Origin of the sequence: Undibacterium sp. FT79W (assembly GCF_014284215.1) — a bacterium.
In the GTDB taxonomy this organism is placed as follows: Bacteria; Pseudomonadota; Gammaproteobacteria; order Burkholderiales; family Burkholderiaceae_D; genus Undibacterium; species Undibacterium aquatile.
This window is the reverse complement of the sequence record NZ_JACOGB010000010.1, coordinates 1-26,051: the sequence shown is the minus strand read 5'-3', so window position 1 is coordinate 26,051 and position 26,051 is coordinate 1. Positions and strand designations below refer to the sequence as shown.

General features: G+C 50.1%; 18 protein-coding genes and 2 pseudogenes. 9 read left to right on the top strand and 11 right to left on the bottom strand.

The features are described 5' to 3' along the window. Positions 1-24: 24 nt before the first annotated feature. Both H8K38_RS16880 and H8K38_RS16875 read left to right on the top strand, forming a co-directional pair. Entirely contained in the window at positions 25-582 is a 558-nt protein-coding gene (locus tag H8K38_RS16880; protein WP_186886020.1) for a recombinase family protein, read from the top strand. A 2-nt stretch (positions 583-584) separates the two neighbouring features. Continuing rightward, positions 585-3,554: pseudogene (locus tag H8K38_RS16875) on the top strand (Tn3 family transposase). On the opposite strand, the gene H8K38_RS16870 reads toward H8K38_RS16875, so the two are convergent. From H8K38_RS16870 to H8K38_RS16845, 6 genes are all read right to left on the bottom strand, one after another. Next, on the bottom strand, positions 3,551-3,691 hold the full coding sequence (locus H8K38_RS16870) for a hypothetical protein (protein ID WP_186886019.1): 141 nt from the start codon (positions 3,689-3,691) through the stop codon (positions 3,551-3,553). The pseudogene H8K38_RS16875 and the gene H8K38_RS16870 sit on opposite strands and share 4 nt — an antisense overlap. A 524-nt stretch (positions 3,692-4,215) precedes the next feature. After that, positions 4,216-4,437 carry a hypothetical protein gene (locus tag H8K38_RS16865; protein WP_186886018.1) on the bottom strand — a complete coding sequence of 74 codons (222 nt, stop codon included), beginning with the start codon at positions 4,435-4,437 and terminating at the stop codon, positions 4,216-4,218. 460 nt (positions 4,438-4,897) lie between these two features. After that, positions 4,898-5,125: a hypothetical protein gene (locus H8K38_RS16860; protein ID WP_186886017.1), complete on the bottom strand. Its 228-nt coding sequence runs from the start codon at positions 5,123-5,125 to the stop codon at positions 4,898-4,900. 19 nt (positions 5,126-5,144) lie between these two features. Continuing rightward, complete coding sequence (locus tag H8K38_RS16855; RefSeq protein ID WP_186886016.1) at positions 5,145-5,651, bottom strand: hypothetical protein; 507 nt, start codon at positions 5,649-5,651, stop codon at positions 5,145-5,147. A gap of 217 nt (positions 5,652-5,868) precedes the next feature. After that, positions 5,869-6,759, bottom strand: coding sequence for a hypothetical protein (locus H8K38_RS16850; RefSeq protein WP_176805260.1), 891 nt, complete (start codon positions 6,757-6,759; stop codon positions 5,869-5,871). A 51-nt stretch (positions 6,760-6,810) separates the two neighbouring features. After that, positions 6,811-7,857 (bottom strand): DNA-binding protein, encoded by a 1,047-nt coding sequence (locus H8K38_RS16845; protein ID WP_186886015.1) that lies wholly within the window; start codon positions 7,855-7,857, stop codon positions 6,811-6,813. 206 nt (positions 7,858-8,063) lie between these two features. On the opposite strand from H8K38_RS16845, the gene H8K38_RS16840 reads away from it, so the two are divergent. Further along, a complete protein-coding gene (locus tag H8K38_RS16840; protein WP_186886014.1) occupies positions 8,064-9,050 on the top strand; it encodes a site-specific integrase in 987 nt (328 codons plus the stop codon). A gap of 143 nt (positions 9,051-9,193) precedes the next feature. Here the strand turns inward: H8K38_RS16840 and H8K38_RS16835 are convergent, their stop codons facing one another. The 4 genes from H8K38_RS16835 to H8K38_RS16820 form a co-directional block, all read right to left on the bottom strand. Beyond that, entirely contained in the window at positions 9,194-12,361 is a 3,168-nt protein-coding gene (locus tag H8K38_RS16835) for a CusA/CzcA family heavy metal efflux RND transporter (protein ID WP_176805253.1), read from the bottom strand. Between the two features lie 14 nt (positions 12,362-12,375). Then, positions 12,376-13,578, bottom strand: a complete 1,203-nt coding sequence (locus tag H8K38_RS16830; RefSeq protein ID WP_186886013.1) for an efflux RND transporter periplasmic adaptor subunit — start codon at positions 13,576-13,578, stop codon at positions 12,376-12,378. Further along, complete coding sequence (locus tag H8K38_RS16825; protein WP_176805161.1) at positions 13,575-14,894, bottom strand: TolC family protein; 1,320 nt, start codon at positions 14,892-14,894, stop codon at positions 13,575-13,577. Before H8K38_RS16825 ends, H8K38_RS16830 begins: the two co-directional genes overlap by 4 nt. A 111-nt stretch (positions 14,895-15,005) precedes the next feature. Then, a complete protein-coding gene (locus H8K38_RS16820; RefSeq protein WP_176805163.1) occupies positions 15,006-15,344 on the bottom strand; it encodes a hypothetical protein in 339 nt (112 codons plus the stop codon). Positions 15,345-15,617: 273 nt separating this feature from the next. On the opposite strand from H8K38_RS16820, the gene H8K38_RS16815 reads away from it, so the two are divergent. From H8K38_RS16815 to H8K38_RS16795, 5 genes are all read left to right on the top strand, one after another. Next, the gene (locus H8K38_RS16815; RefSeq protein ID WP_186886073.1) at positions 15,618-17,546 is read left to right on the top strand and encodes an FTR1 family protein; all 1,929 of its coding nucleotides are present in this window, start codon (positions 15,618-15,620) and stop codon (positions 17,544-17,546) included. Positions 17,547-17,585: 39 nt separating this feature from the next. Continuing rightward, a complete protein-coding gene (locus tag H8K38_RS18745; RefSeq protein ID WP_223827392.1) occupies positions 17,586-17,798 on the top strand; it encodes a transposase in 213 nt (70 codons plus the stop codon). A 137-nt stretch (positions 17,799-17,935) separates the two neighbouring features. After that, positions 17,936-18,469 carry a hypothetical protein gene (locus tag H8K38_RS16805; protein ID WP_176805165.1) on the top strand — a complete coding sequence of 178 codons (534 nt, stop codon included), beginning with the start codon at positions 17,936-17,938 and terminating at the stop codon, positions 18,467-18,469. A 221-nt stretch (positions 18,470-18,690) separates the two neighbouring features. Continuing rightward, positions 18,691-19,734: an IS481 family transposase gene (locus tag H8K38_RS16800; protein WP_186886012.1), complete on the top strand. Its 1,044-nt coding sequence runs from the start codon at positions 18,691-18,693 to the stop codon at positions 19,732-19,734. Between the two features lie 86 nt (positions 19,735-19,820). Further along, a complete protein-coding gene (locus H8K38_RS16795; RefSeq protein ID WP_176805167.1) occupies positions 19,821-19,994 on the top strand; it encodes a hypothetical protein in 174 nt (57 codons plus the stop codon). A gap of 324 nt (positions 19,995-20,318) precedes the next feature. On the opposite strand, the gene H8K38_RS16790 is transcribed toward H8K38_RS16795, so the two are convergent. Next, entirely contained in the window at positions 20,319-22,772 is a 2,454-nt protein-coding gene (locus H8K38_RS16790; protein WP_186886011.1) for a heavy metal translocating P-type ATPase, read from the bottom strand. Between the two features lie 302 nt (positions 22,773-23,074). On the opposite strand from H8K38_RS16790, the pseudogene H8K38_RS16785 reads away from it, so the two are divergent. Further along, positions 23,075-25,924, top strand: a pseudogene (locus tag H8K38_RS16785) (Tn3 family transposase); the annotation flags it as partial. Between the last annotated feature and the right edge of the window lie 127 nt (positions 25,925-26,051).

Here is a 26,051-nt window from a genome sequence, read left to right as displayed (position 1 = left end):
GACACTTTCGTATTGGGAGGCATCTTGCAGGGTCAACGCATCGGCTACGTCCGGGTCAGCAGCTTCGACCAGAACCCTGATCGGCAACTGGAGCAAATAGAAGTCGGCAAGGTATTCACCGATAAGGCTTCCGGCAAGGACACCCAGCGTCCCGAGCTGGAAAGGCTGCTGGCCTTCGTCCGCGAGGGCGACACCGTGGTGGTGCATAGCATGGACAGGTTGGCACGCAACCTTGATGACCTGCGCCGCATCGTCCAAGGGCTGACACAACGGGGCGTGCGCATGGAGTTCGTCAAAGAAGGGCTGACGTTCACCGGCGAGGACTCACCGATGGCCAATCTGATGTTGTCGGTCATGGGAGCCTTTGCTGAGTTCGAGCGCGCCCTGATCCGCGAACGCCAGCGCGAGGGAATCGTGCTTGCCAAGCAGCGCGGTGCCTACCGGGGACGAAAAAAATCGCTGAACAGCGAACAAATTGCCGAGTTGAAAAGGCGAGTCGCGGCAGGCGATAAAAAAACCTTGGTGGCCCGTGACTTCGGCATCAGCCGCGAGACCTTATACCAATACCTACGGGAAGACTGACCATGCCGCGCCGCTCAATCCTGTCCGCCACCGAGTGCGAAAGCCTGCTGGCACTGCCAGATGCCAAAGACGAACTGATCCGGAATTACACTTTCAACGAAAGTGACCTGTCGGTGATTCGTCAGCGGCGCGGCGCTGCGAATCGGTTGGGCTTCGCCGTCCAGCTTTGCTACCTGCGATTCCCTGGCATCTTCTTGGGCGTCGATGAACCTCCATTTCCGCCCCTGCTGCGCATGGTGGCCGCACAACTCAAGGTGCCGGTGGAAAGCTGGAACGATTACGGCCAGCGCGAGCAGACACGGCGGGAGCACTTGGTCGAGCTGCAAACGGTGTTTGGATTCAAGCCATTCACCATGAGCCACTACCGGCAAGCGGTGCATACATTGACCGAGCTGCCTTTGCAGACCGACAAAGGCATTGTGCTGGCCAGCACCCTTGTCGAAAACCTGCGGCGGCAGAGCATCATCCTGCCCGCCATGAATGCCATCGAGCGCGTGAGCGCCGAGGCTATCACTCGTGCCAACCGGCGTATTTACGCGGCGTTGACCGATTCTTTATTATCGCTCCACCGTCAGCGCCTGGACGAACTTCTCAAGCGCAAGGACGGCAGCAAATTGACGTGGTTGGCATGGCTGCGCCAGTCGCCCGTCAAGCCAAATTCCCGGCATATGCTCGAACACATCGAGCGCCTCAAGGCTTGGCAGGCTCTTGACCTGCCCGCAGGCATCGAGCGACAGGTTCACCAAAATCGCCTGCTCAAAATCGCTCGTGACGGTGGGCAGATGACGCCCGCCGACCTGGCCAAGTTCGAGGCACATCGACGCTACGCCACTCTCGTTTCGCTGGCCATTGAAGGCATGGCCACCGTCACCGATGAAATCATTGACCTGCACGACCGCATCATCGGCAAGCTGTTCAATGCCGCCAAAAATAAGCATCAGCAGCAGTTTCAGTCCAGCGGCAAGGCGATTAACGACAAGGTGCGAATGTATGGGCGCATTGGTCAAGCGCTGATTGAGGCCAAGCGAATCGGCGGCGATCCGTTCGCCGCCATTGAGGCCGTCATGCCGTGGGACACCTTTGCCGCAAGCGTCACTGAGGCGCAAACGCTCGCACAACCGGAGGGCTTCGACTTCCTGCACCGCATCGGTGAAAGCTATGCCACGTTGCGCCGCTATGCGCCGCAGTTCCTGGACGTGCTCAAACTGAGGGCGGCACCGGCCGCCAAGAGCGTTCTCGATGCCATCGACGTGCTGCGCGGTATGAACAACGACAACGCACGCAAGGTGCCCGCCGACGCACCAACCGAATTTATCAAGCCACGCTGGGCTAAACTGGTGCTCACTGACGATGGCATCGACCGTCGCTACTACGAGCTGTGCGCCCTGTCGGAGCTGAAGAACGCGCTGCGCTCGGGCGATGTCTGGGTGCAGGGGTCACGCCAGTTCAAGGACTTCGACGAATACCTGGTGCCGGTCGAGAGGTTCACCACTCTGAAGCTGGCCAGCGAATTGCCGCTGGCAGTCGCCACGGATTGCGATCAGTATTTGCACGACCGGCTGGAATTACTGGAACGGCAGCTCGCCACCGTCAACCGCATGGCGGCGGCAAACGATCTGCCGGATGCCATCATTACCGAGTCCGGCCTGAAGATCACGCCGCTGGACGCGGCGGTGCCGGAGACCGCGCAAGCCCTGATCGACCAGTCGGCGATGCTGCTACCGCACGTCAAGATCACCGAACTGCTGATGGAGGTCGATGAGTGGACAGGCTTCACCCGGCATTTCACGCATCTGAAGACCGGAGACACGGCCAAGGACAAAACTTTGCTGCTGACGACGATCCTGGCTGATGGCATCAATCTTGGGCTAACCAAGATGGCCGAGTCCTGCCCAGGCACGACCTACGCCAAGCTGTCGTGGCTGCAAGCCTGGCACATCCGGGATGAAACGTACTCAACGGCGCTGGCCGAGCTTGTGAACGCGCAGTTTCGGCAACCCTTCGCCGCAAACTGGGGCGACGGCACCACCTCATCGTCGGACGGACAGAACTTCAGAACCGGCAGCAAGGCCGAGAGCACGGGGCACATCAACCCGAAATATGGCAGCAGCCCAGGCCGGACTTTCTACACGCACATCTCCGACCAATACGCGCCCTTCAGCGCCAAGGTGGTTAACGTCGGCGTGCGTGATTCGACCTATGTGCTCGACGGCTTGCTGTACCACGAGTCAGACTTGCGCATCGAGGAACACTACACCGACACAGCGGGCTTTACCGATCATGTCTTCGGTTTGATGCACTTGCTGGGCTTCCGATTCGCGCCGCGTATCCGTGACCTAGGCGACACCAAGCTGTTCATCCCCAAGGGCGATACCGCCTATGACGCGCTCAAGTCGATGATTAGCAGTGACCGGCTAAATATCAAGCAGATACGCGCTCATTGGGATGAAATTCTGCGGCTGGCCACCTCTATCAAACAGGGCACGGTGACGGCCTCGCTGATGCTGCGCAAGCTCGGCAGCTATCCGCGTCAAAACGGCTTGGCCGTAGCGTTGCGCGAGTTGGGCCGCATCGAGCGCACGCTGTTCATCTTGGACTGGCTGCAAAGCGTGGAGCTGCGCCGCCGCGTGCAGGCCGGACTCAACAAGGGCGAGGCGCGCAATGCACTGGCCAGGGCTGTGTTTTTCTACCGATTAGGTGAGATTCGTGACCGCAGTTTTGAGCAGCAGCGTTACCGGGCCAGCGGCCTCAATCTGGTAACGGCAGCCATCGTGCTGTGGAACACGGTCTATCTGGAACGGGCAACCAACGCTTTGAACGGGCACGGCAAACCGGTAGACGACACGCTGTTGCAATACCTGTCACCGCTAGGGTGAGAGCACATCAACCTGACCGGCGATTACCTCTGGCGCAACAGCACCAAGGTCGGCGCGGGAAAGTTCAGGCCGTTGCGACCGCTACCACCGGCTTAACGTGCTTTATTTTCCGTTTTCTGAGACGACCCCATGTATGGTGAAGCCTCTGCATCCTTGCGTCGTTGGTTGCGGTGCCTCTCTGCTGCGAACATCACGGCTTCCAGCAGCTCCGCTGCGACTGCGCTCTTGGTCATGGCTTATCCTTGGTTATTTCAGCTTGTCTTCAATCTGTTTGAACACATTCCGCCCTGATTCTTATACACATCTGCCAAACACGCACTGTATGACGTTTAGCTACAGTTTTGTATAACATTTAGTTCCGAGAGCTCCAATTTGGCTAAATAAGCCCAACCCCCAAAAATGTAAAATTAGCCTAATTCAGTTCTTATAATATGTGCCAATTTAATCATTTTTTCCGGAATTTTCAGCTCTTAAGTATCGTTCTTTTACGTTTTTGGGGAAGGTTCGAGGGTTGGCCGGGATTCAGGAAATTTTCGCCAAAAAGTGAACTAAGTAATTGATATTATTGAGTTAATTTGCGTTAAAAGTAGTTGACTGTTTTTACATCGATATTTCTGGAGAGTGATTAGTTTCTGAAGTCCATATGACCCAGAAATCACTCCCTTTACGGGAGTAATTTCTGGTTTGAGATGCTTAAAAGACAAAGGCTTCTCGCGAAAGATGGTTCGAGAGAAGCCTTGCTGAGAAAGTACTCTTGTTACGCTGACCGCCAGTGATCCCGGTTTCCCTTGTTTGTATTCCGAACATGTGCGACCAATGGATGATATCCGAGCTTTTTCGCGGCATCGATGGCTTCCTGTTGGGTTTTATAAGCAACGTTAGTAACCAAAGCACCATGTGCATGCTCCAAGACATAGTCGGCAATAGCGGTTCCTTCTGGTTTGCCTTTAGGACGAGGTTCTACATATACGTTTGACATATTTATCTCCCTCTAAATCCGCCAGATTGGCGTGGCGAGCATATGGTGTCATTGGCAAAATAATCAAGTTGTTGAAACAGGTGACGGGTCATCGGTTGAAACAAAACTTCCCCACTTTCTGAAGACAAAGTATCCCACCAGCTCGATTGTAATATCTTTCAGGCGATCGATACTACAGTTCACGATGCCTTATGGTGCCGTTAGCTTGCGAAAAGCTGTTCCCAGATTTTGCATAAAATTATTCTATGCACTGTAGTCGAACGGCTTTTTTCGATGTGCGATGAATGCCGAGATCCTTCATGAGCACTGCCTCCTGAAGGCCAAGACTTTGTGCCAATTCCTTGACCTCGGAGGGCCTTCCCCCTGCACGTACCTATCGTGACGAACAACGCCGTGAGGCGGTTACCCGGACTGTTGGATATAATCCATCGGTGGCCCTCCATCGACTCCCTTGATTCGGTTACTGACCGTCAGGTTTCACGAACTTGAACGGACGCTTGGCATTGCTCAGCTTAGAACACCACCGTTCAAATTGATCTTTGTCGAGAGTGGACAACCGCCGCTGACCATCACCCGCGGATTCAACCGAAATAGCCCCGGCATTCGTAGTGAGACTCAAGTTGTCGCAATCTACGGATGAAACCGTGATTTCCCAACCCACCTGAATTTTCTTGATTGGAATATTCATTTACTTTTTTCCTGTGTGTTTACGGTTGTTGGTCGACCAGCATGCGCGCAAGTTTTTCCCGCGCACGAGCATCTTTCATAGCATCATTTTCGAGGTCATTCAAAAAACAAACTAACGCTGCGGCAAATGCGCTTCCTAAACACTCCAGAGATAAAATCAGAATAGTCGGGTCTTTCGACCCAACTTGGCCACAATTGGATGAATAGTAGATTCGACGCGCATCGCCTTTTCGAAAGTCATTCGATTCCGCAGCACCAGTGTGCAACACCCCGCATCGCGCACCCCAGAGATCAGCAGCGGTTGCACCGGAAAGGAGTTCTGGATTTCTGTCGACCATGTACTGTTGCACCCACGCTTTAAAGCCGTCGTTGCCTACCATTTCTTTGTCACTTGCTACCCAGGCTAATTGATCTATAGCAGCAAAGAGTAAAACAAGCGTGGCTTGCTTGAATCCTTTTTCGCGAAGGCATGCAACCGCCTCTGACTGGCGCTTACCAAATTCCATCACAGGGTGTAGATTCGACATTCCCATTTTTCCTCGACGTTATTGAATTTGTTCGAAAATTGGCTTAACTTGAGGGTCGGCCGGGATTCATGTAAAAATATTCAAATACTGATGTAACTATTTGATTTATTGGAAATGTTACTTCTATGATGACCTCAAAAATAGCCCTAGTATCTCTTGATTGGGCGATCAAAATATGTGGCTGGTAGCCTTAACTTCCACAACATCAAAAATGGGTTTAGTTTGTTTTTTGATCAGTATTATTCAGGCGATACTGAGTTATCAATTCTCGCGCAACGTTTAGTTCGGACTGGTAGATGTTGTTCGAAGTTCTTAAGTAATTCTGGACGACTTCTTGATGGGCTTCGTAGCTAACCTCATATAGAAGAGCACCAAAGCGACTGGCAATGTTGTCAATAGTTGCCAATCCCCACGCGTCCTCCCCCATGCCGTCCGGGTGCACAACGATACTATGTACGTAGCCATCGTCGGATCGGATAGTGCCCCGGTAAAATGGAGTAAATTTTTTTACCATGATAGCAGCTGTTTGTAAGCCAGTTAGTTCACGCAATGCTTCTGCATAGGCAACGCATTTTCCGAAAGTGTATCTTGCCGCATGATATGCCGGTATTTTTGACTGTGGTTTTGCTGGGATGGCATTTAAAAATTGTGGGCGCGCTTTAATAGCCTCAGTAGCGATGGCAATTTTCTCTTCAGTCGGAAAGTATTTGAGCGGCAGATTCAAAAGAGCGGCTTCATCATAATACCGGGTACGAATGCCACCTTGCTTGGGCTTAAAACTTTTTGCTATTTTGAAAACAGTGCCTTGAGAAAAGTCCTCTATCGACTTGACTCCGCGCACATCAAATACTCCCTCTCGATTGTCGCCAACATACACCCGCAATGGTTTTAATTCTGATTCGGGAATATCTTCTTCATCCGACGGAGTCAGCCAGTCTACGTGAAGAAGCCAGCCTGTTATGCGTGCCAATGCTACGGCAAAGTTCACACAGTCTTCCGCTTCCCATTCTTCGATCAGTTTTGGTGCAAAGCCCTCGCGCTGTCTAATTTTTGCTTGTCCCATATGCTGTTTAACTCCCTCTGGGAAATTGACAAAATGTCCTATCATCTCAATTTCCTCAACGCTGACATCAAAGGAGCTGAGGATGCCCGTATACTACTATCCCACTGGCGGAGCTTCTCCACTATTAACAACAACACTTGTGCTGAGTAATGATTTCAGATCTGCCATCATTTGTTCTTGAGCCTCTAGTTTGGCATTGGCGCTGGCCAGGTCGATCTCCATGTGGTGCAACTGATGTTTCAATTCATGCTGGTTAGCCTCTGATTGACTTTGCATTGCCTCCAAAGCTTTGATCTGGGTGTCCTTTTCAGTCAAAAGTGCTTGCAAAGTTTTAGCCTTCTGCTCTACGGCTTTGTGGGCTTCAATTTGATTATTAAGCTTGGTGAGGTTTGCCTTATCTTCATAGATTGTTTTTTGTGCTTGGGATATCTCTGCAACCCATCTTGCACCATCCTGATTGAGTCGGGTGATTTCATTTTGCTTGGCTACCAAGGTTTGTTGTAGTTGTCGCAATTCTGCCTGGAGTTGCTGCATTTGCTGTTCGTGACGACGTATATCCTGGTCGCGCTGTTCTTTGACTGATGCGCGATAGTGATCAAGTGCATCCCGGGCATGTTGATGTTTCTCTTCGAGAGAATGGCGGTAGGCATCGTTTTCTGCCAGGCGCTCCTTGAGGTCTATCACTTGCTGAGCGAGGGTGTGACGGGTCATGGATTCACTTTGCAAAGCCTCTCTTGTTTGCTCATGCAAATCGATTTCCTGCTTGATAGCAGCAATTGTCAGATCAAGCTTTTCCTTTGTTTGCGTGTGTTTTGCATTGACCTCTTCAATCTCTGCAGCATGTAGGCGGTCTTTTTCAAGAACCTCAACAGACATGTCAGCGATGCGGCTGCTTGCCTCTGCTTCTAGCTGGGTAGCGAGCTGAGCGACCAGGTTTTGTAAGGCCGCACTTATCGTGACTTGCCGGACCACTGTTCCGCCATTTTCCTCTTCCAATTCCTTTAAATACTTATGGATCGTGGTTTTTGAACCGGTATTGCCGAGAGCAATTCTGACAGCATCAACAGAAGGATGACGTCCTTGAGCAATGAGCGAATTACGCGCTTTTTCGACTTCTGATTTATATAATCCGGTTCTGGCCATTGATTACTCCATTGAATATAATAATATATTACGTACCATGTAATTACATACTAAATGGACTCTAATTTCAAGTCAAATCTGACTATAAATAAATACAGGATAAAGTAATCTTATCCAGTGTCAGTCCAAAAAACGCGTTAAAATTGACGCAATATTTGATGCGGGCCGAATTTACCCAATAATCTCAAAATCTGGGGATGAGTAGCATGAGCAAAATCGATCACTACCTCCATGCAGGAACGCGTGACAATACCCGCGTGGCATACCAGTCCGCCGTCCGGCACTACGAAATTGAGTGGGGTGGTTTTTTGCCTGCCACCAGCGAGAACATTGCTCAGTACCTCGTTGACCACGCTGAAAAGCTGGCAATCAACACGTTGCGTCAACGTCTTGCTGCTCTGGCGCAATGGCATATCGATCAGGGATTCCCTGATCCGACCAAGGCGCCCCTCGTTAAAAAAGTCATCCGAGGCATACAAAGGGAACATCCTGCACAAGAAAAACAGGCCAAACCATTTCAGCTTGAGCAGCTTGGTATGGTGGATCGATGGCTAGATCAAGCAATTACAACTGCAAGCGCATCTGGAAATCGCGCTGCGGAACTACGTCATACCAGAGACCGAGCTTTACTGCTCCTTGGTTTCTGGCGAGGTTTTCGTGGCGATGAGCTTACCCGCTTGCAGGTCGAATACATTGAAGTCTCTCCAGGTCATGGTATGAGTTTTTTCTTGCCGCACACAAAAGGTGATCGCCAGAATAAAGGCGTAACTTTGAAGGCACCAGCACTGAAGCAGTTCTGTCCTGTTGCGGCCTATATTGCATGGAAAGAGGCGGCTGAGCTTGACTCAGGGCCGGTGTTCAGGTCTGTGAACCGCTGGGGGGGAATCGGCAATCAGGGGCTTCACATGGACAGCTTGATACCTCTGCTCCGCACAATATTCAAAGATGCCGGCGTGGCCAATTCCGACGATTATTCCGCTCACTCTCTTCGACGTGGATTTGCCAACTGGGCAAGCGGCAATGGCTGGGATATCAAAACATTGATGGAATATGTTGGCTGGAAAAGTGTGCAAAGCGCGATGCGCTACGTGGATGCAATTGATCCATTTGCTCAGCATAAAATTGAGGCCAGCTTGTCAGCTTCCCCCACAATTGCCGCACTGAAAATTGAAAACAAAGATGATCTTACTTGAGCGCAATTTTTAGCTTGCTTAAGGAGTATCGAGCATTCAGATGCTGCACGGTTTCCTGTGCGAGCCTTCGTTCAGCCGCTGTCCGTAGAAACGATACCCGGCGGGTCGCAATTGCGGCCCGCCATTTAGAAAGTTATTTCGAGTTATTGAGCAGTTTGTGCGTCATCAGGTACAACTTCCTTTTCTTCCGGATCACCTCTATGCATCAAGCAGTAAAGTAGAGGTAGCACCAGTAAAGTCAGTGCTGTCGACGACAGAATGCCGCCTATGACTACTGTTGCCAACGGTCTCTGCACCTCTGCACCTGTCCCGGTTGCCAACGCCATAGGTACGAAGCCAAGCGAAGCGACCAGTGCGGTCATCAGTACGGGACGCAAACGTGTCAAAGCACCAGTAATAACTGCGGTGTCCAAGCTCATCCCGTCCTCACGCAAGGATCGGATGTAAGAGATCATTACCAGACCATTAAGGACTGCCACGCCTGACAGCGCGATGAAGCCCACCGCAGCAGAGATCGACATTGGAATACCGCGCATCGACAGCGCGATGATACCGCCAGTCAGTGCAAACGGAATGCCCGTGAACACCAGAAGACCATCCTTGACGCTGTTGAACATAACAAACAGCAGCGTAAACACAAGGAACAGAGCTAAAGGAACGACAATCTTCAGTCGAGTTGTTGCGGACTGAAGCTGCTCAAAGGTGCCACCCCAGGTTGTCCAATATCCGGAGGGAATCTTGACGTTCTTGGCGATTGCCTGCTCCGCCTCAGGAACAAAACTACCGATATCACGACCGGTGACGTTAGCACTGATCACAATGCGACGCTTACCGTTCTCGCGGCTGATCTGGTTCGGACCTGGAGCAAAATCAAGCAAGGCCACTTCGCTCAGCGGAATGAACGAGGTTGTGGCACCAGCTTGCGCCGGCAGCGAGATAGGCAAGCGGCGCAAGGCATCCAGGTCACTACGCAGCGTTTCCGGCAAGCGGACCAGTATATCGAAGCGGCGGTCGCCTTCGAACATGATGCCGGCCTCGCGGCCACCGGTGGCAATCGCCAACGCTTCTTGTACATCGCCGATATTCAAGCCATAACGCGCAGTCTTCTCACGATCGATTTTTACGGTCAGCATTGGCAATCCACCAGTTTGCTCCACCTTTACTTCGGTGGCGCCCGGTATGCGCTGCAGCACATCCGCAATCTTCTTACCTGTCTCAGCCAGAACATCCATATCGTCGCCATAGACTTTGACCGCGACGTCACTACGCACACCAGAAATCAGCTCATTGAAACGCAGTTGAATAGGCTGCGAGAACTCATAGGCATTGCCGACGTATTTCTCGGCTTCTTCCTTGATTTCGGCGACCAATTCGTCGCGGGTTTTCTTCGGCTTAGGCCATTCCGAGTCTGGCTTGAACATGATATAGCCGTCCGAGATATTCGGTGGCATCGGGTCCGATGCAATTTCTGCGGTACCGGTACGTGCAAAGACACGATCGATTTCCGGGAATTTGGCTTTCAGGCCAGCTTCCAGCTTCTTTTGCATCTCCAGTGACTGGCTCAGACTGGTGCCTGGGATGCGCAGCGCCTGAATAGAGATATCGCCTTCATTCAGGTTTGGCACAAATTCACTGCCCAAACGGGTCGCCAGCAAGCCGCACAGAATGATCAATACTACGGAGCCGGTGATCACGGTGGTGGCATTGTTCATGACCTTTGCAAGCAAAGGCTCGTAGCCGTTCTTCGCCATCACCATCAGGCGATTTTCCTTCTCAGCCACGCGCTTGCCGATGAACAGTGCTACTGCAGCCGGAATGAAGGTCATGGACAGAATCATGGCGCCCAGCAGTGCGACAACCACGGCAAAGGCCATCGGATGGAACATCTTGCCTTCGACACCAGCAAGTGCAAAGATCGGCAGGTATACAACCATGATGATCAACTGGCCGAACAGAAGCGGACGGCGAGCTTCCTTGGCTGCGGCAAACACTTCATGGAATCGTTCACGCAGAGTGAGTTCACGCTTGAAATGCTCTTGTGCATGCGACAGGCGGCGAATGCAGTTTTCGACTATCACAACGGCACCGTCGATGATGATACCGAAGTCTAGCGCCCCCAGACTCATCAGGTTGGCACTCACTTTGTACGTGACCATCCCGGTAAAGGTGAAGAGCATTGCCAGCGGGATCACCATCGCAGTTATGATTGCTGCACGCATGTTGCCCAGGAACAGAAACAAAATCACGATGACCAGAATTGCGCCTTCGAGCAAGTTTTTCTTAACTGTTGCGATAGCTTTGTCGACCAACACTGTACGGTCATAAACGGGTACGGCCTTGACCCCTGTCGGCAGGGAGCGGTTCACGGCTTCCATGCGCTTGGCGACAGCCTGGGAGACCACGCGGCTGTTTTCTCCGATGAGCATGAAGACGGTGCCCAGCACAACCTCACGACCATTCTCCGTGGCAGCACCGGTACGCAGCTCGCGACCAATAGCAACCTCTGCGACATCGCGCACACGAATTGGGACGCCTTGCACATTGTTCAGAATCGTGTTGCGAATATCATCCAGTGTGCGTACTTGTCCAGGCGCACGGATCAGGAATTGCTCCCCCTTGCGCTCAATGTAGCCGGCGCCAACGTTATTGTTGTTGCGGTCAATGGCGCCTACAACATCCTTGAGCGTTAAACCATAGGAACTCAGTTTCACAGGGTCAGGAGTAATGTGATATTCCTTGGCATAGCCACCGATCGAATTGATCTCAGTGACGCCTTCCACCTGGCGCAATTGTGGCTTGATGATCCAATCCTGGATCTCGCGCAGATCAGTTGGAGTGTAAGGCGTACCGTCAGGCTTTTTTGCATTTGGCTCGCTCTCAACCGTCCAAAGGTAGATCTCTCCCAAGCCGGTAGAGATTGGCCCCATCATAGGCACGACACCCTGAGGCAAATTTTCCTTCGCTTCCTGAATGCGCTGATTGACAAGCTGTCGCGCAAAGTAGATATCGGTGCCATCCTTGAAGATGACAGTCACCTGAGACAAACCGTAACGCGACAGCGATCGAGTCTGCTCCAGATTAGGAAGTCCCGCCATCACCGTCTCGATTGGGAAAGTCACGCGTTGCTCAACTTCCAGTGGCGAATAGCCACTGGCACTGGTGTTGATCTGCACCTGCACATTGGTAATGTCGGGAACAGCATCAATCGGTAGCTTCTGATAGCTGTAGACACCAATGGCGGCCATTGCAAGCACGGCCAGCATGACAAGCCATCGGTGCACGATGGCAGATTGAATTATTCGTTCAAACATGGTTGATTCCTTAGTTAGTCTTCGTGTCCAGCACTACCTTTGCCCTGCTCAGCTTTGACTACGAAGCTATTACTCGCGGCATACTGGCTTCCGGCGGGCAAGCCCTCTACGATCTCAACAAGCCTGCCATCGCTGCTGCCTATCTTGACGGGTTGGACTTTGAAACCTTTTTCGACTTTCACGAAGACTACGGATTTACCGTCGATGGTCTGGACCGCGTCAGCAGCGACGGCGACAGGAACATTCTTTTCACCGCGCTTCATAGCGGCATTGACGAAGAGGCCTGGGCGCCACGCCATATTCGGATTAGCGATGACAACGCGCGCCTTGGCGGCGCGGGTTTGCTCGCCAAGTAGATTGCCGACGTAGCTGACTTTTCCGGTAGCAGCTGTGTCATTGGCTGCAGAGGTGATCGTAACGGTTTCACCTACTCGAACCAGCTCCAGATCCTTTGGTGTCACCACAACTTCCACCCACACACTGGACAGATTCGAGAGCAGAAAAACATTTGCGTCTTCTTTGACTGCTTCCCCTTGTGTGATGTGCTTCTCCACGATGACGCCGTCGAACGGTGCACGCAGGACATAGCGATTGAGTGCACCGTCAAACTCGCCTGCACCCAATGCTGCCAGTTTGGATCGAGCTGTCTGAGCTTCGATTTCAGCTTCGCGCAGCACGGTCTGTGCTTGGAGATAGTCCTGTTCTGCCGAGATCTTGTCTTCCCACAGCTTTTTCTCGCGCAGGTAGGTGGTCTGTGCCAGGCCCAGTCGCTTTTGCGCCGCGAGCGACGCGCTACGCAGGTCTGCCAAAGCAGGGCTGGAGATCACTGCCAGAACTTGGCCTTTCTTAACGCTTTGCCCCAGATCTGCGGAAACAGACTCGGCCACACCAGGCGTGCGCGGTACGATGTGCGCCGTCAGGTCTTCGTTAAAGCGCACCTCGCCCGGCAACTGGATGATGTTGCCCATCGTGGCCGCTTCAGCTTTTGCGAGCGTCACACCAGCAGTCTGAATCTGCTTTTCGCTCATTAGTACCACGCCTTCTTCGCCGGCGTGATCACCAACATCCTTCTTCGCGGAATTTTCTGCATGTTGAGCTTCAGCGGTGCCACCGCCACTGTCCTTTTTCCATAACAGGATGGCTGCACCCAGTACGGCACCAATAAGCACTATGATCAGCGCGGCTTTTTGAGATTTCTTATCAATATTGAGCATCATTTTGCATTCCTGTCAGTTATGTAGTTGCCAACGATGGGTTCTACTGAGATATAGCGTTCCAGATCGGCAAGAGAGCGATAGCGGGCGGAGAGCGCGCTCAGATATTGAGCGCGGCTTTGGAATAAGGTGCGTTGGGCATCGAGCACATCAATAAATCCAAACTTGCCCAGTTCAAAGCCAGTAACTGCCGCGTTGAATGCACTTTGTGCGGCAGGCAGGATCTCGCTGCGCATGCTCTCAATCTGCTCCTGAGCAATGGACGCCCGTTGGTGTGCGTCGGCTAAGGCTTGGGTTGCATTCAGATACGCAATCTCGGCATCGGTCTTTGCCTTATCAACTCGGCGCATTGCGGACAGGAGGTTGCCCTGATTTAGGTTAAAAAACGGCAACGGTATCGCCATGCCTACAACCGTCTGAGAAACGTTAGTCTGGAAGTCTTTCTTTTTCCCAAATGTGAGCGTCAGATCAGGAACTCGATCTGACTTTGCCAGATTAAAGCTGGCCTCTTCGCGTTCGATCTGCGCGCGCGCTCGTTGTATCTGTGGTGAAGCATTTAGACGGGATTGCAGTTCTTGCAATGACGGAATGACAGTCAGGTTGATATCAGGCGTCACCAAGTTGCGTTCTTCAGGCTGAGTGCTGCCCCAGAACGCAGCCAGGCGACGCCGCGCCAATGTAGCGTCTGCGACCGCTTGCGATAGCTCCAAACGTGCGCTTGCTTCCGCTACGCTTGATCGAGTTTGCTCTAACGGGGAGATCTTGCCAGCAGCAACGCGACGACCAGCGGCATTAGTAGACTTACTTGCCAGGCTGAAAGATTCCTTAGCGAGTGCAACGTGCTCTTGCGTCGTAAGAGCCTCTAAATAGGCAGCAGTGACGTTCGCACGCAACTCCGCAGCTGTAACATTCACATCGCCGCGGGCCAGAACCTGGTCTTGTTCTGCCAGCTTGATGCGGGCGCCTCGTTTGCCGCCAAGCTCAATGGGCAGGCTTAATTGATAGGTGTCGGAACGATTACTACGCGAAGAAGTACCTTCGCGCAGTAGTGCCAATTCAGGATTTGGCCGGACTCCGGCTTGGACGCGAGCACCTTCGGTGATCTCAACACTGTGTGCGGCCGAACGCAGCTCAGGACTGATCGATAGGGTCATTGCGATAGCCTGTTCCAGCGTCAGCGATGCGGAATTTGTATTTGCTGCGGTTGCTACTTCACCGATAGTGAAGGCATCACTTTGTTGTACAGCAGCCTGAGTACTAAAAGGGATCAACTGTGCCAATAGGACAGCCGCTCCCAAAACTAAATGTAGGGATTGCATGGATAACTCCGAAAATTAAAGACGAAGGAATCCGGCGGTGTACAGCAACCTCCGCCCACATTCAGGCGTAAGTCACAATTTTAGAGAGACGAACGAATACAGCCGCCGGAGTTAAGCGACGGCTACCCACTGAGGACGCTCTGGAGGAGCGGTATAAAACGAGGAGAGGACGATTTCAGTGAACATTGGAGCAGCTTCGGCGATCTGAGGATGCGAAATACTTTCGAAGCTATCAAGCGATAACGTCCCGTGTGCGCACGAAGCACAGTGAGAATGAACGGAGATCTTTTTCGTGTCCGCCTGTTTTTCTTTCAGAACCGAAACGACGTTATCCGAGGGATTGGTGTCGGGATGATGTCCCCAGTGATTTGCTGCTTTACCCGTTTCATGCGTGCAATAGACCGCAGCCACACTCCAGCTAAACTGCAGCGTAAGTATAGTAATCAACATGATAAGAGTTCGACGAGCCATATGATGAGTATATCACTACGAGTGCATACACATTTCCGCCTCGCCAAAAATTTTCCAAATCCAATAGTCGCTTTTGCATCCTGTATCTAAATGCAATCCAGTCGAATCCTGAAGATGAAATAATGAAAAACGCCGGGCTAAGATAAAACTCCCGGCGGTTGTCGAGGATCGTGCAGGCCAGAAGCGAAAAATAAAAGTATAATGATTCTCATTTCTAACTTGGGCGCTGTGCGCAGAGATCTTTCAAACGCTATGTCATTCCTACGCATACTTCTATTTTTATTGATTAGCTTCCTGTACGCAGTATCGCCGGTGATTGCTCAAACTACTGTTGAGCAAGACAAGGCGAAGCAAATCTGGCAATTGCTGGATTACCTTGCCGTTGATTATGGTGGTGCAGTCAAAGATGGGAAGGTTGTCAGTGCCCCGGAATATGCTGAGATGCAGGAATTTGCCTTATCAGCAGAGCGCCAGTTAGGAGAATTGCCTGCCAACGCCGCTCAAAGAGATTTACTACTACAGGCGACTCAATTACGCAGTTTGGTCGCAGAAAAATCTGCTGCAGTAAACGTATCAACTAAAGCGCGCGGCTTGGCAGGCGCCTTGCTGGCTGCTTATCCAGTGCCAGTATCCCCGGGAAAGACGCCGGATTTAAAGCTGGGGGCGCAGTTATTTCAGGCGCAATGCGTTAGTTGCCACGGTAGTTTGGGTCGCGGCGATGGTCCTTTGGCGGCTAGTTTGAATCCGCCACCCATCGCCTTGACCGGGCATGACCGGGCCAAAGAAAGAAGCTTGTTTTCATTGCACCAAATTATCACTCAAGGGGTAAAAGGTACATCAATGCCTGCTTTTGCCCAATTGACCGACAATGAGCGCTGGGCTCTCGCTTTTTTTGCATCGAACTTACCTTATAGTGACGCGGATCGTGAGGCTGGCAAGAAGTTGTGGGAAACAAATTCAGCTTTGCATGCATCGGTACCGTCGTTGAGTATATTGAGTCAGACATCAGAAACGGCGCTTGCCAAGAGTTTGCCAGACGGGCAAGCAGTACAAGTGATGGCGTACTTGAAGAGTAATCCGCAAATACTGGAACAAAACAAACCCGATTCTTTGGCATTGTCAAAATCACGTTTGAAAGAAAGCCTTGCTGCTCTGGATAAAGGTGATATTTCTGAAGCATCTCGCTTGGCAATTTCTGCTTATCTTGACGGTTTTGAGCCAATTGAACCGGCACTTGTTACCAAGAATAAGGTGCTCTTCAATAGTATCGAAAAAACCATGGGTGAATTCCGTGCAGCAGTGACTGCCGGAAAGAGGGATGAAGCTCATACCATCGAACAGCAATTGGTGGTGCAACTCGACCAGGCGAAAACAGCTTTACAGTCGCGTAACAGCGACCCCATCAGCACCTTGATCAGTGCCTTAACTATCTTGCTGCGTGAAGGGATCGAGGCACTTCTGGTGGTAGTAGCGATGATTGCTTTTCTTAAACGGGCAGAACGCAAGGATGTGCTGCCGTATGTGCATGCTGGTTGGATCGCCGCATTGGCTGCTGGCGGATTGACTTGGGTGGCAGCGACCTATTTGGTGACGTTTAGCGGTGCCAGCCGAGAAATGACCGCAGGCTACTCATCACTGTTCGCAGCAGTGATATTGCTCAGTGTTGGCATCTGGATGCACCAAAAGAGCCTCGCCGGACGCTGGCAACAGTATGTCAAAGACAAATTATCCTCCGCACTTAACAAGCGCTCGGCAGTGATGTTATTCCTGCTGTCGTTTGTTACAGTCTACCGGGAGGTGTTCGAAACTGTGCTGTTTTACGCAGCATTATGGAGCGACGGTAACGGCGGTTATTTATTAATAGGCTTGTTGGTGGGTATCGTGATTTTGGCTGTGATTGCTGTTGTTTTGCTCAGGACTACAGCAAGATTGCCAATTAGTCAGTTCTTTGCGGTCAGTTCTGCCTTGGTGGCGATTCTGGCTTTCGTTCTGGTAGGCAAAGGTATCACTGCACTGCAAGAGGCTGGCGTAATCAATGTCACACCGATTGCAATACCTCGTATTGATCTGCTGGGAATTTATCCATCAACGGAAAGCATTATGGCGCAAACAGCAATTCTGGTGATTATTATTATCAGTTTTATACTAAATCAGCGCATCGGGAACCAAAACCGTACTTAATCCATCATTAACCGATAGTAACCAAGCTTCAGAGGAGTCCTGAAATTATTACTTTCGGAAATTGGCGAACCGAAGAAAATGAGCGTTGTTGAAGATCACTCGATGATTAGCCATGTTTATATGTATTTGAGCGTTCCGTCAAAGTCTTCAGTGTCAAAAATTGTCGGATTCATGAATGGTAAGAGTGCTATTTTGATCGCCATGCACGTTGGTGGGAGGCAAAGGAATTTCACAGGAAAAGTGTTTTGGTAAGAGGTTATAATGGCTTGCGCTTGGTGGACAAGCTGGAGTAAAACAAAAAATGGAGCGCATGCCAATCGCGAGTATGGTCTGTAGGGTTCCCCCCCTGTATATCGATCTGATATTTACAACTTTGAAGGAGCAATAAAATGAAAAAAATTGTATTGGGAGCATTTGTGCTCGCTAGTTCGTTTGCGCTCGCACAGCAACCATCTTTACCTGTACAACCCAAGACAACGCAAGCCGCGCCAAAAACACCAGTACCTCCAAGCCCTGCTGAATTCGACAAGCAGATGACGCAGGTACAGGACAATATGAAAAAAATGCAGGATCAAATGACGAAGTTGCAGCAAACTCAGGATCCTCAGGAACGTCAGCAGTTACTACAGGATCACTGGGTGACCATGCAAAACGCAATGTCCGTGATGCAAGGCATGTGGGGGCCGGGTATGATGGGATGCTGCGGCAATGGCCACATGATGGGCGGTCACATGATGGGCGGTATGATGAATGGCCCAATGGGATGGCATGCGATGGGTAATTATTATTCAAAGCTGACATCTGAGCAGGTCAGGCAACGGCAGTACATGATGGATCAATATTTGGGTTCGCAACAAATGATGATGAATCACATGATGTGGCATCAACAATGGATGAGCCAACTCCCTCCTGCGCAAAAATAGTCGAATTCACATACAGACTTGTTCGACGTTGCGGGTGCAATGATTGCCTTGATCGGAGTACGTTTACCTTTTTTAGACCAGAAGGTATTGCGTTGACCGGTTGAACTGTATTAGTTTCGATTTGATCTGACAGTTGGTCCTTGCAAAAGGAGAGATTACCCGGTTTGATAGAGGTGCAAATCTTTATTAAACCAGCACGAAAGTGCCATAGGAGTAATCTCATGAATAGTATTTCTCAAAACATCATCAAACACAAGGTTGGGCTGCTCAACCTTGCTGCCGAACTAGGTAACGTGTCCCGAGCCTGCAAAGTGATGGGCTTTTCAAGGGACACGTTTTACCGTTATCAATCTGGCGTTGAGTCTGGAGGAGTTGAAGCTCTGATCGATTCCAACCGGAGAAAACCAAATCTGCGCAATCGTGTTGATGACGTCGTTGAAGATGCAGTTAAAGCGTTTGCAATTGAACAGCCGGCATTCGGCCAAGTCAGGGTTTCCAATGAACTGCGGCAGCGCGGCGTATTTGTTTCGCCCTCTGGCGTGCGTTCAGTCTGGTTACGGCACGACCTGGAGTCATTCAAAAAGCGGCTGTCAGCCTTAGAGAAACACATCGCTGAAACGGGTGAAATTCTGACTGAAGCGCAAGTCGTTGCTCTTGAGCGTAAGCAGGATGATGATGTTGCGGTCGGCGAAATTGAAACTGCACATCCTGGTTATCTTGGCAGCCAGGATACGTTTTACGTTGGCACGATCAAGGGCGTTGGGCGTATTTACCAGCAGACATTCGTTGATACCTATTCGAAGGTCGCTACCGCTAAGCTATACAGTACCAAAACCCCGATTACGGCTGCGGATCTGCTCAATGACAAGGTATTGCCGCTCTTTGCCGACTACGAAATGGGCTTAATTCGAATCTTAACTGATCGGGGAACCGAGTATTGCGGCAGGCCAGAAGCGCATGACTATCAACTCTATCTTGCGTTGAATGAAATCGAACACACGAAAACCAAAGTACGGCACCCTCAGACCAATGGCATTTGCGAGCGCTTCCATAAAACGATTCTGAATGAGTTTTACCAGGTCACGTTCAGGAAAAAGATTTACTTGTCGATGGAGGAGTTGCAGAAGGACCTGGATGACTGGCTGTATGACTACAATCACGAACGTACTCATCAAGGAAAAATGTGTTGTGGTCGCACACCAATTCAGACACTCATTGACGGAAAGGAGGCGTGGCACGATAAAATCACAAAACTAAATAACTGAATTTGATCTGACAATTCCGCACTTCAAACCGGGTGACTGTCAGATCGGGTCGCAACTACTACAGTTGAACCGACCTCTGCTGTTTTATGATGTCATTCTCCCGCTTCAGCCGAGTGTTTTCAGCGCGCAGTCTGGAGAGTTCCATTGCCTCTGGCGTCACCTCTTTGTTGTCGGCGGCACGTTTGGGTTTTACTTCTGCTGCCCTGATCCAGTTTCGCAGCGTCTGGTCGCCACCAATTCACAATCTTGGACGAGTTTGATGACCAGTTTCTTGGACTCGGTCGGTATGCCTACTTCGGCATTTTTCCATTTCCAGTCTTTATCAAGCAATATTAACTTTACATCACTTGCAGCAGACTAGATTTCAGGGAGAGCTCAGTTTCTTGCTCGGTTGTTGATGTTCACCAGTAGCCTTGTGCTAATGATCGTGGTGACCAAAATGTTGTACGGACATCCTGTTTCACGCCTGCAATACTCACACGCCACTCTCCAGCTTACCTGGAGAGTGAAAACAAGAAATAGCAGATAAACGCTTTTTGGCCGTGATGATTTATTTCGATATGCTTATGATGATGGCTGATCTCTTATTTAACTTTGCGTACGAGACGCAAACCATTAAATACCACCAACAGACTCGCTCCCATATCCGCAAATACAGCCATCCACAAGGTGGCAATCCCCATCACGGCCATGATCAGAAAGATCAACTTAATGCCCAAGGCCAAAGTGATATTTTGTTTCAAGACGGCAGCAGTACGCTGACTCAAACGAACAAACTGTGGAATTTTACGTAAGTCATCATCCATTAGAGCCACGTCAGCAGTTTCAAGAGCAGTATCAGTCCCGGCAGCTCCCATAGCGAAGCCTATGCTGGATTTAGCCAGTGCGGGTGCATCATTAATCCCATCACCGACCATCCCAACAGTACCGTAGTTCATCAATTCATCGTTGATAGCAGTCAGCTTATCTTCTGGCAGCAGATTGCCGCGCGCATCGTCAATACCCACACTCTTTGCTATCGCTTTCGCAGTCATTTCATTGTCACCGGTCAACATGACGGTTCGAATACCAAGTGCATGCAATTCTGCAATTGCTTCGCGACTACTTTCACGCACAGTGTCTGCCACGCCTATCACGGCAAGCGGCCTTTCTTCATCGGCGATGATCACTGCTGTCTTACCATCTGCTTCCATTGCAAACAGTATAGCTTCGGTACCTGGGTTGCAAATCTTAAGTTCTTCTATCAAACGGTGATTGCCCAGGTAATACCACTTTCCTGCAATTTGACCTTTAACGCCACGTCCAGTGATCGCTTCAAAGTCGCTGACTTCCCATACTGGCGCGTCACTGCCTTGTGTTTTCCAATGTGTAGTTACTGCACCAGAAACCGGGTGATTCGATCGCACCGCCAGACTAGCAGCGAGCTGGATTGCCGTATTCTGATCACCACTCAGTTGTCTAACGTCAGTGACGATGGGCTTGCCTTGCGTAATGGTGCCGGTTTTATCCAGCGCAAGGGATTTCAGTTTGCGGCCTTCTTCCAGATAAACACCTCCCTTGATCAGGATGCCAGCCTTTGCCGCAGCGGCCAAGCCGCTGACTACGGTCACTGGAGTTGAGACAACCAAAGCACAAGGACAAGCAATGACCAATAAGACCAGAGCTTTGTACACCCACACCATCCATGGGAGCCCTAATAACAACGGTGGCACGATCATCACTCCCAATGCGAGGATAAACACGACGGGTGTGTACACTTTGGCAAAAGCATCAACGAAGCGCTGGGTCGGTGCGCGGCTACCTTGCGCTTCCTCAACAGCATGGATAATTCTCGACAGCGTGGAATCAGTTTGTGTCGCCGTTACTCGGTATTCGAAAGATCCGGTTTCATTGATGGTGCCAGCAAATACTTTATCTCCTACTATCTTGGCAACCGGTATGCTTTCACCAGTGATAGGTGCCTGGTTCACCGACGATTGTCCCTTGCTCAGCTCACCGTCCAGTGGAATGCGCTCTCCTGGGCCAACTCGGACGGTAGCACCAATGGCAATTGATTTGGCTTCAATGATTTGCCAATTGCCATCTTGCTGTAAAACACTGGCTTGTTCTGGTGTCATAGCCATCAGTCCACGTATCGCATTGCGAGCACGGTCAAGTGACATCGCTTCAATTGCTTCTGACAGGCTAAATAAGACCATAACCATAGCGGCCTCCGGCCATTGCCCGATGATCAGCGCCCCCGTGACAGCAATCGCCATAAGGGCATTAATGTTCAGATTCAGATTTTTGAGGGCTATCCAACCCTTTTTATACGTACCAGTGCCACTGATCAGTATCGCAAAAACAGACAAGAGTATGACCGGCCAGGCTTTTTCAGATCCGTTGATATAAGTATATGTCTCGGCCAGGACTGCAGCCGCTGCCGCTGCGCCTAGCAGCCACCACTTGCGGAACACGTTTGGTGGCGGGGTATCGGTGACATCCTGATTGCTGTTACCTTCTTCGCTTAACAATACTGCCTGCATGCCGATCGAAGTCAGTGCTGCTTGAATCGGATCGGGATTTTCCAGTGTATGAGTGACCGTCAATTTACGCTGCATGAGATTGAAATCAAGCTGAGCTATCCCAGGCATCGGCCCGATTTTGTTGCGTATTAAACCTTCTTCTGTTGGGCAATCCATGTTTTCTATGGAGTACACAATCGTGGAAGTACTGTTTGCTCCTTGGGTATTTTCAGCGACTGGTGTCATGCCCAATCCAGTAATAACCTCAACTATTACAGACATGTCTGCGAGTGTGTGCTTAATGGTGAGGCGGCGATTCACCAGATTGAAGACAAGACTGCTCACTCCCGGCATTTTGTCTAGTTTACTGCGGATCAAGGCCTCTTCAGTTGGGCAATCCATTTGATCAATTCGCAGAGTTAATGTCTTTTCGGCATTGTCATTTAGAACAGATGCTTCCTGTGTAAATGAAATCTTGTCGTTGCCGGCAGATTTGGAACTACATCCACAGCACCCAGATTCTTGCTCGCTCATCACGACTCCTTTGATTGCGTTTATATTTTCGCATTAAACACTCTGTAGCAGCTACAGGGTCAAGCATTATTTAAGAAAACTGAAACTAAAAATGGAATTAACAATTGTGCGCATACAAAGTGAACTGTTGCTTAGATGCAGTCTGAACAGTCCTATGACCAAAATACCCGGAAAAGGCTGATTTTCCAATAACGTAATCTACCATTGCCAATGAAATATCATTTTCGTTTCATCATTGACAAATGATTCCAAGAAAGGCAATGTTGATATTCTTCAACTATGGCATTGTGCACTTTCCATAAATGGCCTCCGAATCCCATCGCCTATCGATCTTAAGCGACGACGAGATCGAGGATTTATATGGGCTACCGCGCTTTACCGACGATGACCGCCAGCTCTATTTCGATTTAAGTTCTGTCGAAAAGGCCGCGGCGGGTGATATCCGCAGAGCATCTGTTGCAGCCCACTTGATACTGGAACTGGGTTACTTCAAAGCAAAGCGCCAATTTTTTGCATTTGAACTGTCCGAAGTTGAAAATGACCTTCTCTATATCATCAAAACGTATTTCCCTGAGCGTACGATTGACGATATCCGCGTGCCATCGCGGCCTACGAGAGGTTTGCTGCAAAAGACAGTATTAGAACTCTTTGATTACCGGTTGTGCGGCACACAGGAAAGAAGCGAAATCGAAGCGAAGGCTGAACGTTTTGCAACGCTCTCAACTCAACCGATTTTTATCCTCAGGGAAATACTCCAGCAACTGTCGATCAATAGAGTCGTAGCTCCGTCGTATTCGTCGCTTCAGGATATTGTCGGAAAGGCGGTCTCAGGCGAACGTGCCCGCATTACTGGATTACTAACGGAGGCGCTGACGCCGGAAATTCGTAAGAAGCTGACTGCACTTCTGGAAGCTGATGAACAGATCTACACTATCAGCGCATTGAGACGGGAAGCAAAGGATTTTTCCTATGGAGAGTTACGTAGGGAAGTTGCACGTCGCGAATTTTTCGAGCCATTACACGAATTTGCGGCGACGTTTCTTTCTTCTGCCGGCTTATCGCAAGAGAGCAGCAGATATTTTGCATCGATGGTTAGTTTCTATACTGTTTATAAACTGCAACGGATGCAACGGCAAACCGCGCAACTCTTTCTCTTGTGTTTTGCATACCAACGCTTTCGTCAGATTAACGACAATCTGACAGACGCCTTCATCCACTTGGTACACCAATACTCAAGGCAAGCCAAATCGCATGCTGAGGCGGCGATGCAGCAGGCACTGGAAGACGCACTGAAAAATCTCCAGGCAGCAGGAAAGGTTCTAGGCCTTTTTGTCGATGATACTATCGCGCATGATGCACCATTTTCTGAAATTAAAGATAAAGCTTTTTTGTTGTTAGATCGTGAGCAATTTCCTATTGTCTCAGACTATATGCGCCGGATTGCCTTCGATAAATCAGCTTTTGAATGGGCGTACTACGGGACGCTGTCGCGGACATTCAAGCAGAATCTACGTCACCTGTTTGCCGTGCTCGACTTCGCAGGACGCGTCGAGAATGCACCACTGATCAATGCTGTCGACTATCTGCAAGACTTGTTCAGGCGGGACAAGCATCCGGGAAAAATAGACCCTGCGTCGCTCCCACCCGACCTGATTCCTAAGCACCTTCAAAAATATCTATACGTTCCCTCTGAAGTAGATCGCCGTCGCAAAGTGATTGAACCTGACCGCTTTGAATTTTTGGTCTACCGAATGCTTCGCAACGCGCTGGAAGCTGGTGACGTTTTTGTTCAAAAGAGCACCGAATACCGGCGTTTTGAAGACGATTTGATCAACGACGACAAATGGGAAAACAGCCAGAAAATTATTGCAGAACTGAACTTACCTCTCTTGTCAGCACCAATCGAAGATACTTTGACGGCTTTTCAAGAGTCGATCGAGTCGCTCCTGGAAAGAGTCAATCAGAGGATCAGCGAAGGGGAAAATAAGCATATCAAATTTCGGGGTAATGGTGAGAAGCGCCGTTGGAGGCTTTTGTATCCAACATCGGAAGAGCCTATCAACAGTCCATTTTTTACCCAGCTCCCTGGTATTGGGATTGCAGATCTGTTGTGGTTCGTCGCTGGCGAGACATCCTTTCTAAATGGATTTACGCACGTCCTGGACAGGTACGTTAAACATGATCCAGACCCCAAGGAAATCCTTGCCTGCGTAGTGGCAATGGGCACGAATATGGGACTAGGAAAAATGGCTGAAGTCTCCGGCATACCTTACTCATCACTAACATCGAGTTCGCGCAACTTCTTGCGGCAAGAAACGTTGAGGGCAGCCAATGACGCCATCATTAATGCGATTGCCCAGTTACCAGCATTTCATCTTTTTGATATTGAGGATGCGATGCACTCAAGTTCCGATGGCCAACGCATGGAGACGCAGGTCGATACACTAAATGCGCGCCATTCTCCCAAATATTTTGGATTGCAAAAAGGAGTCAGCAGTCTGACATTAGTGGCCAACCATGTGCCGGTGAATGCCAAGGTCATTGGTACCCATGAACATGAAAGTCACTATGTTTTTGATTTGCTTTATAACAATACTTCCGATATTAGACCAGAACGCCATTCGACCGATACACATGGAACTAACCAGGTTAATTTCATTATCTTGCGTACTTTCGAGCATGAGTTTGCTCCCCGATACAAGAATTTCACTAAAAAAGCAGAATCAATCATTAGCTTTCAACATCCAAACCAGTACGCAGATGTGTGGATCAAACCATGCCGTAGAGTGAATGACGAGCTGATCATCAAAGAATGGCCGAATATCCAGCGCATCCTTGTATCACTTGCACAAAAGGACGTAACCCAGTCAACAATTGTGAGGAAGCTATCAAGTTACACCCGTCAAAATTCGACCAAACGGGCGCTATGGGAGCTTGATCACCTATGTTTTACCGAATATGTGTTGAAATACATTGATGACCCGAAACTACGGCAAGGCGTGCAAAAGGCACTGAACCGGGGCGAGGCTTATCATAAATTCAGGCGAGCAGTTGCATTTGTCAACGGTGGCAAGTTTAGGGTTAGAACTGAAGAAGAGCAGCATAATTGGAATGAATGTTCGCGCTTGATTGCAAATGCAGTCATTTACTACGGTAATCCCCCCAGCAAATAATCGGACTTATAAGTAGAATTTTCTAAATATGATTTTTAGAGGTTTTACATGAAGACATCCCGTTATACCGAAAGCCAGATTATCGCAATCCTGAAGCAGGCAGAAG